5 protein-coding genes and 1 pseudogene are annotated in these 5,137 nt (G+C 74.0%); 3 read left to right on the forward strand and 3 right to left on the reverse strand.

Annotated features, from left to right (window positions below; genetic code table 11):
• Both ABYE80_RS16795 and ABYE80_RS16800 read left to right on the forward strand, forming a co-directional pair.
• A pseudogene (locus tag ABYE80_RS16795) lies at positions 1 to 351 on the forward strand (succinyl-diaminopimelate desuccinylase); the annotation flags it as partial.
• A gap of 2 nt (positions 352 to 353) precedes the next feature.
• Entirely contained in the window at positions 354 to 1,514 is a 1,161-nt protein-coding gene (locus ABYE80_RS16800; protein ID WP_372791455.1) for a pyridoxal phosphate-dependent aminotransferase, read from the forward strand.
• A 1-nt stretch (position 1,515) separates the two neighbouring features.
• On the opposite strand, the gene dapD is transcribed toward ABYE80_RS16800, so the two are convergent.
• The 3 genes from dapD to miaA are packed head-to-tail and all read right to left on the reverse strand — an operon-like array spanning position 1,516 to position 4,355.
• Positions 1,516 to 2,544 carry a 2,3,4,5-tetrahydropyridine-2,6-dicarboxylate N-succinyltransferase gene (gene dapD / locus ABYE80_RS16805; RefSeq protein ID WP_372791459.1) on the reverse strand — a complete coding sequence of 343 codons (1,029 nt, stop codon included), beginning with the start codon at positions 2,542 to 2,544 and terminating at the stop codon, positions 1,516 to 1,518.
• A 42-nt stretch (positions 2,545 to 2,586) separates the two neighbouring features.
• On the reverse strand, positions 2,587 to 3,435 hold the full coding sequence (dapF, locus tag ABYE80_RS16810) for a diaminopimelate epimerase (RefSeq protein WP_372791456.1): 849 nt from the start codon (positions 3,433 to 3,435) through the stop codon (positions 2,587 to 2,589).
• Between the two features lie 26 nt (positions 3,436 to 3,461).
• The gene (gene miaA, locus ABYE80_RS16815; protein WP_372791457.1) at positions 3,462 to 4,355 is read right to left on the reverse strand and encodes a tRNA (adenosine(37)-N6)-dimethylallyltransferase MiaA; all 894 of its coding nucleotides are present in this window, start codon (positions 4,353 to 4,355) and stop codon (positions 3,462 to 3,464) included.
• A gap of 78 nt (positions 4,356 to 4,433) precedes the next feature.
• Between miaA and ABYE80_RS16820 the strand changes: the two genes are divergently transcribed.
• The coding region (locus ABYE80_RS16820) for an SDR family NAD(P)-dependent oxidoreductase (protein WP_372791458.1) at positions 4,434 to 5,137 on the forward strand (704 nt) is incomplete at its 3' end.

Raw genomic sequence — 5,137 nt, forward strand, 5'->3', positions numbered from 1 at the left:
CACGTCAACTTCCGCTACGCCCCCGGGCGCTCCGCGCAGGACGCCGAGGAGCTGCTGCGATCCTGGTGCGGCGAGGAGGGCGAGACCCTGGAGATCCTGTCCAACGCCCCGTCGGCACCGGTGGTGACGCCCGACGCGAACCCGCTGCTGGCGCGCCTCGTGGAGACCGGCGGCCTGGAGGTCCTGCCCAAGCAGGCCTGGACGCCCGTCGCCGAGTTCGCCCTGCACGGCCTCGACGCGGTGAACTTCGGGCCGGGCGATCCGCAGTACGCCCACCGCCGGGACGAGCTGGTCACGGTCGACGCGCTCCTGCGCAGCTACCGGACGCTCGAGGCGCTGCTGTTCGCCTGACCATGTCGCTCCCGCTCAACCCGACCCTGACCGCCATGCGGACCTATCCGTTCGTACGCCTGACCGAGGCGCGCCAGGCGGCGCAGGAGCGCGGTGCGGACGTGATCGACTTCGGTGCCGGCGAGCCGCGTGAGGAGACCCCGGCGTTCCTGCGCGAGGCCCTCTGCGAGGCGGTCCGCGCACAGCCGGTGTCCACCTATCCGGCGGCGGTCGGGCTGCCGGAGCTCCGCGCGGGGATCGCGGACTGGGTCGGTCGACGGTACGACGTGCGCATCGACCCGGCCACCGAGGTCATCCCGACGCTGGGGACCAAGGAGGTCATCTTCTCGCTGGCGCAGGTGGTGGCCGGCGGCGAGCGGGACCTCGTGGCCATCGGTGCCCCGGGGTACCCGGTGGCCGTCCGGGGCGCGGCGTTCGCGGGATGCGACGTGGTGGAGCTCCCGCTCCTGGCCGAGCGCGGGTTCCTCCCCGATCTCGACGCGCTGACGCCCGAGCAGCTGGGTCGTCTCGCGATCCTGTGGCTGAACTACCCGAACAACCCGACTGCCGCGGTCGCATCGGCGGCGTTCTACGCACGCGCCGCGGACCTGGCCCGCACCCACGGCTTCGTCCTGGCGAGCGACGAGGCCTACAGCGAGCTGTGGTTCGACGGCGATGCGCCCGACAGCGCGCTGCAGGTCCCGTCGCTGGAGAACGTGCTCGTGTGCAACACGCTGTCGAAGCGCTCCTCGATGCCCGGCTTCCGCTCGGGGTTCGCGGCGGGCGACGCCACCCTGATCGCGGCGCTGAAGCGCTACCGGCCCAATGTCGGGGTGGCACCGCAGGAGTTCGTGCAGCGAGCGGCCGTCGCCGCGTGGGCCGACGAGGTGCACGTGGAGGAGGTCCGTGACCGCTATCGGGCCAAGCGGGCGGCGCTGCTGCCCGCCCTCGAGACGCTCGGGCTGTCGGACGCCGGCGGTCCGGCGACGTTCTTCCTCTGGATGGCGCTCGCCGACGCCGACCGGCCCGCGGGGAGCGAGGCCTTCGCGCGGCGGCTCCTGGAGGACCACGGCCTGCTCGTGGCGCCCGGAGCGTTCTTCGGGGACGCCGGGGAGGGCTACGTGCGCGTCGCGCTCGTCCCCACGCTCGAGCGCTGCCGCGAGGCGGCGGCGCGGCTGGCCTGACTCAGTTGGCGTGCAGCGCCTCGTTGAGGCCGCCCCACGAGCCGGTGCGCGGCAGCACCTCCAGCGCGCCGCTCTGGCTGTTGCGCCGGAACAGGAGGCCGTCCCGCCCCGAGAGATCCTTGGCCTTGACGACCTCGCCGTCGGGTGTGGTGACGCGGGCGCCGCCGGTCACGTAGCAGCCCGCCTCGATGATGCACTCGTCGCCGAGGCTGATGCCGAGCCCCGAGTTGGCGCCGAGCAGGCACCGCTCCCCGATCGAGATCACCGTGGTGCCGCCGCCCGAGAGCGTTCCCATGATCGAGGCGCCGCCGCCGATGTCCGAGCCGTCCCCCACGACGACACCGGCGCTGATCCGGCCCTCGACCATCGACGCGCCGAGGGTCCCGGCGTTGAAGTTGACGAAGCCCTCGTGCATCACGGTCGTGCCCTCGGCGAGGTGCGCGCCCAGGCGCACGCGGTCGGCGTCCGCGATCCGCACGCCCGACGGGACGACGTAGTCGGTCATCCGCGGGAACTTGTCGACGCTGGTGACCTGCAGCGGTCGCCCGGCCGCCCGCGCGCGCAGGCGCGCCGCGGCCACCTCGGCCGGGTCGCACGGTCCGAGGGAGGTCCACGCCACGTTGTGCAGCAGCCCGAAGACGCCCTCGAGGCTGATCTCGTGCGGCCGGGCGAGCCGTGCGGAGATCAGGTGCAGTCGCAGATAGGCGTCGTGGGCGTCGACGGGGGCGGCCGCGAGGTCCGTGATGACCGTCAGCACCGGCACGATGCGCACGCCACGGATCGCGTCCTCGCCCGCGGCCCCGGCCAGCGCGCCCCCTCCGAGCGTGGTGGCGGCGGCGAAGTTCAGGGTCGCGGTCGCGTTCCCGCCGGGGTGCCGGGCCGCCAGGATCGCGTCACGGGCCGCCCCACCGGCGGCGTCGAGTCGCGGTTCCGGGTACAGCGTGTCGAGGACGCGCCCGTCGGGCTGGGAGATGGTGGCGAGCCCGACGGCCCACGCTCCGTGCTGCTGGCTGCTGGTCACGTCCCGCAGCGTATCTCCCGGGCGTCGGCCCGGGCGCTGTCGTCGGCGCGGCTAGGACGCGGCCAACTCGGCGAGCAGGTCGTCGTCCAGCGCTCCGGCGTAGACGGGCCGCGCCCAGCCGGCGAGATCGACGTGCAGGTCCTCGCCGACGGTCACCCGCAGCTCCCCCCCGTCGAGGCGCACGGTGACCTCCTCGTCACCCCCGGCCAGGACGTACGCCACGGCCGCGCCGCTGGCACCCGTGCCCGAGGACTGCGTCTCCCCTACCCCGCGCTCGAAGATCCGGGCGCGGATCACCCCGGGGGTCAGCTCGGTGTACCAGGAGACGTTGGTGCGGTTGGGGAACTGCGCGTCGTGCTCGATCCCCGGGCCGATGGCGGGAAGGTCCAGGGCCTCGAGCTCCTCCACGGAGCCGACGGCGATCGCGCACTGGGGGTTGCCGATGGAGACGTGCTGGAAGCGCCAGGTCGTCCCGCCGCTCGACACCTCCCCGCGCCCCTCCGGGCCACCGCCGGGGAGGTCCTTGGACGTCAGCCGTGCGCGGCCCATGTCGACGACGCACGTCGTCGGACCGGTGATGGTCGGCCGGATCTCGCCGGCGACGGTCTGGATCGAGAACGTGTCCGCGGAGGTCCAGCCACGGTTGCGCAGGTACATGATGGCCTCACGGGCCCCGTTGCCCGACAGCTCGGCCTCCGAGCCGTCCGGGTTGAAGATCCGCAGGCGCGCGACGAACCCGGGCTCGTCGGCCGGGGACAGCTCGAGGATGCCGTCGGCGCCGATGCCGGTGTGCCGGTCGCAGAGCCTCCGCACGCGCTCGGGGGTGAGCGGCCACGGGAGCGCGGCGTGCTCGACGATCACGTAGTCGTTGCCGAGGGCCTGCCACTTCTCGAAGCGCATGCCGGGAACCCTACGCACCGGGGTGCTCACGGCAGCAGTTCGGCGGCGACGTCCTCTGGCGTGCGGCCGGTGACGTCGACCGACTCGGCTCCCGGAAGCTTTCGCAGCCAGGTCAGCTGGCGCTTGGCGTAGCGCCGGGTCTGGGCCTTCATCGCCTCGACGTCGTCGTCGAGCAGGGCCTGGAACCCGATCGCCTTGCGCGCGGTCGCCGAGGCTCCGGCGGCGTCGGCGGCACGGACCTCCGTGGCGGCACCGGCCGCGACCATCGCCTCGACGCGGGCATCGATCGCCGCGTACAGCGCGGCCCGGTCGCTCACCAGGGCGATCAGCCGCGTCGGATGACGCGTCTGCGCGGTCCACAGCTGTGACGTCCCCGGTCGGTCCGGCAGCGCGCCCATCTCGTGCAGCTCCAGCGCCCGGATCACGCGGCTCGTGTCCCGCGGGTCGATACCGGCGGCGGCCCGTGGTGCCAGGGAGGCGAGACGTGCGTGCAGTTCGGGCGTGCCCCGGTCGGCGGCCTGTGCCCGCAGGCGGGCTCGCAGGTCCGGCGGCGGAGCCGGGGCGAGGTCGAGGTCCGCGAGCGCGGCCCGCAGGTACAGCCCGGTCCCCCCGACCACGATCGGAGTGCCGCCCGCCGCGAGGATGCCGTCGATCTCGGCGTGAGCCATCCGCGCGTACCGCGCGGCGCTGCACGTCTCCTGGACCGGCAGGACGCCCACCAGGCGATGCTCCAGCAGTTGGCGTTCGGCGTCGGTCGCGGCGCCGGTGAGCACGCCGAGGCCCTCGTAGAGCTGCAGGGCGTCCGCCGACACGGCCACGGGCTCATGTCCACGCTCGCGCAGGCGTCGCGCGAGCGCGACCGCGACGGCGGTCTTCCCCACCCCGGTGGGGCCGAAGACGGCGAGGATCGCGGGGTCCACGCACCGCAGTATCCCTGGGCCGCGCGACGAGGCTCGCTCCGGTGGCCGCGCGAGGGCCGGCGTGAAACACTGCGCCGCGTGCACCTCACCGGAACGACCGTCCTGCTCACCGGCGCCACGGGCGGCATCGGCCACGCGATCGCGCGGCGCCTGCATCGCGGCGGCGCGTCGCTGATCCTCACCGGCCGTCGGGCCGAGGTCCTCGAGCCGCTCGCCGCCGAGCTCGGCGGCCGCGCGCTGGCCGTGGATCTCGCCGATCCCGCCGAGGTGGATCGCCTCGTGGCCGAGGCCGGCGACGTGGACATCGTGGTCGCCAACGCCGCGCTGCCCGCCTCGGGGCTCCTGACGTCCTTCTCCGTGGAGGAGATCGACCGGGCCCTGGACGTCAACCTCCGCGCGCCGATCGTCATGTCGCGTCACTACGCCGAGCGGTTCGCCGCGCGCGGGAGCGGTCACCTGGTGTTCATCTCGTCGATGTCGGGCAAGGTCGGCACCCCGTACGCGTCGATGTACAACGCCTCGAAGTTCGGCCTGCGTGGCTTCGGTCAGGGTCTCCGCGCCGAACTGGCCGACAAGGGCGTCGGCGTGTCGGTGATCTTCCCCGGGTTCATCCGCGACGCCGGGATGTTCGTGGAGTCCGGTGCGGAGCTCCCGCGCGGCGTCGGCACGTCGAGCCCCGAGGACGTCGCCGAGGCGGTCGCCACGGCGGTGCAGGAGGACCGCGGCGAGATCGACGTGGCGCCGCTGTCGATCAAGCTCGGTGCCAAGTTCGCCAGCGTCGC

Origin of the sequence: Paraconexibacter sp. (genome assembly GCF_041602235.1) — a bacterium.
In the GTDB taxonomy this organism is placed as follows: Bacteria; Actinomycetota; Thermoleophilia; order Solirubrobacterales; family Solirubrobacteraceae; genus Paraconexibacter.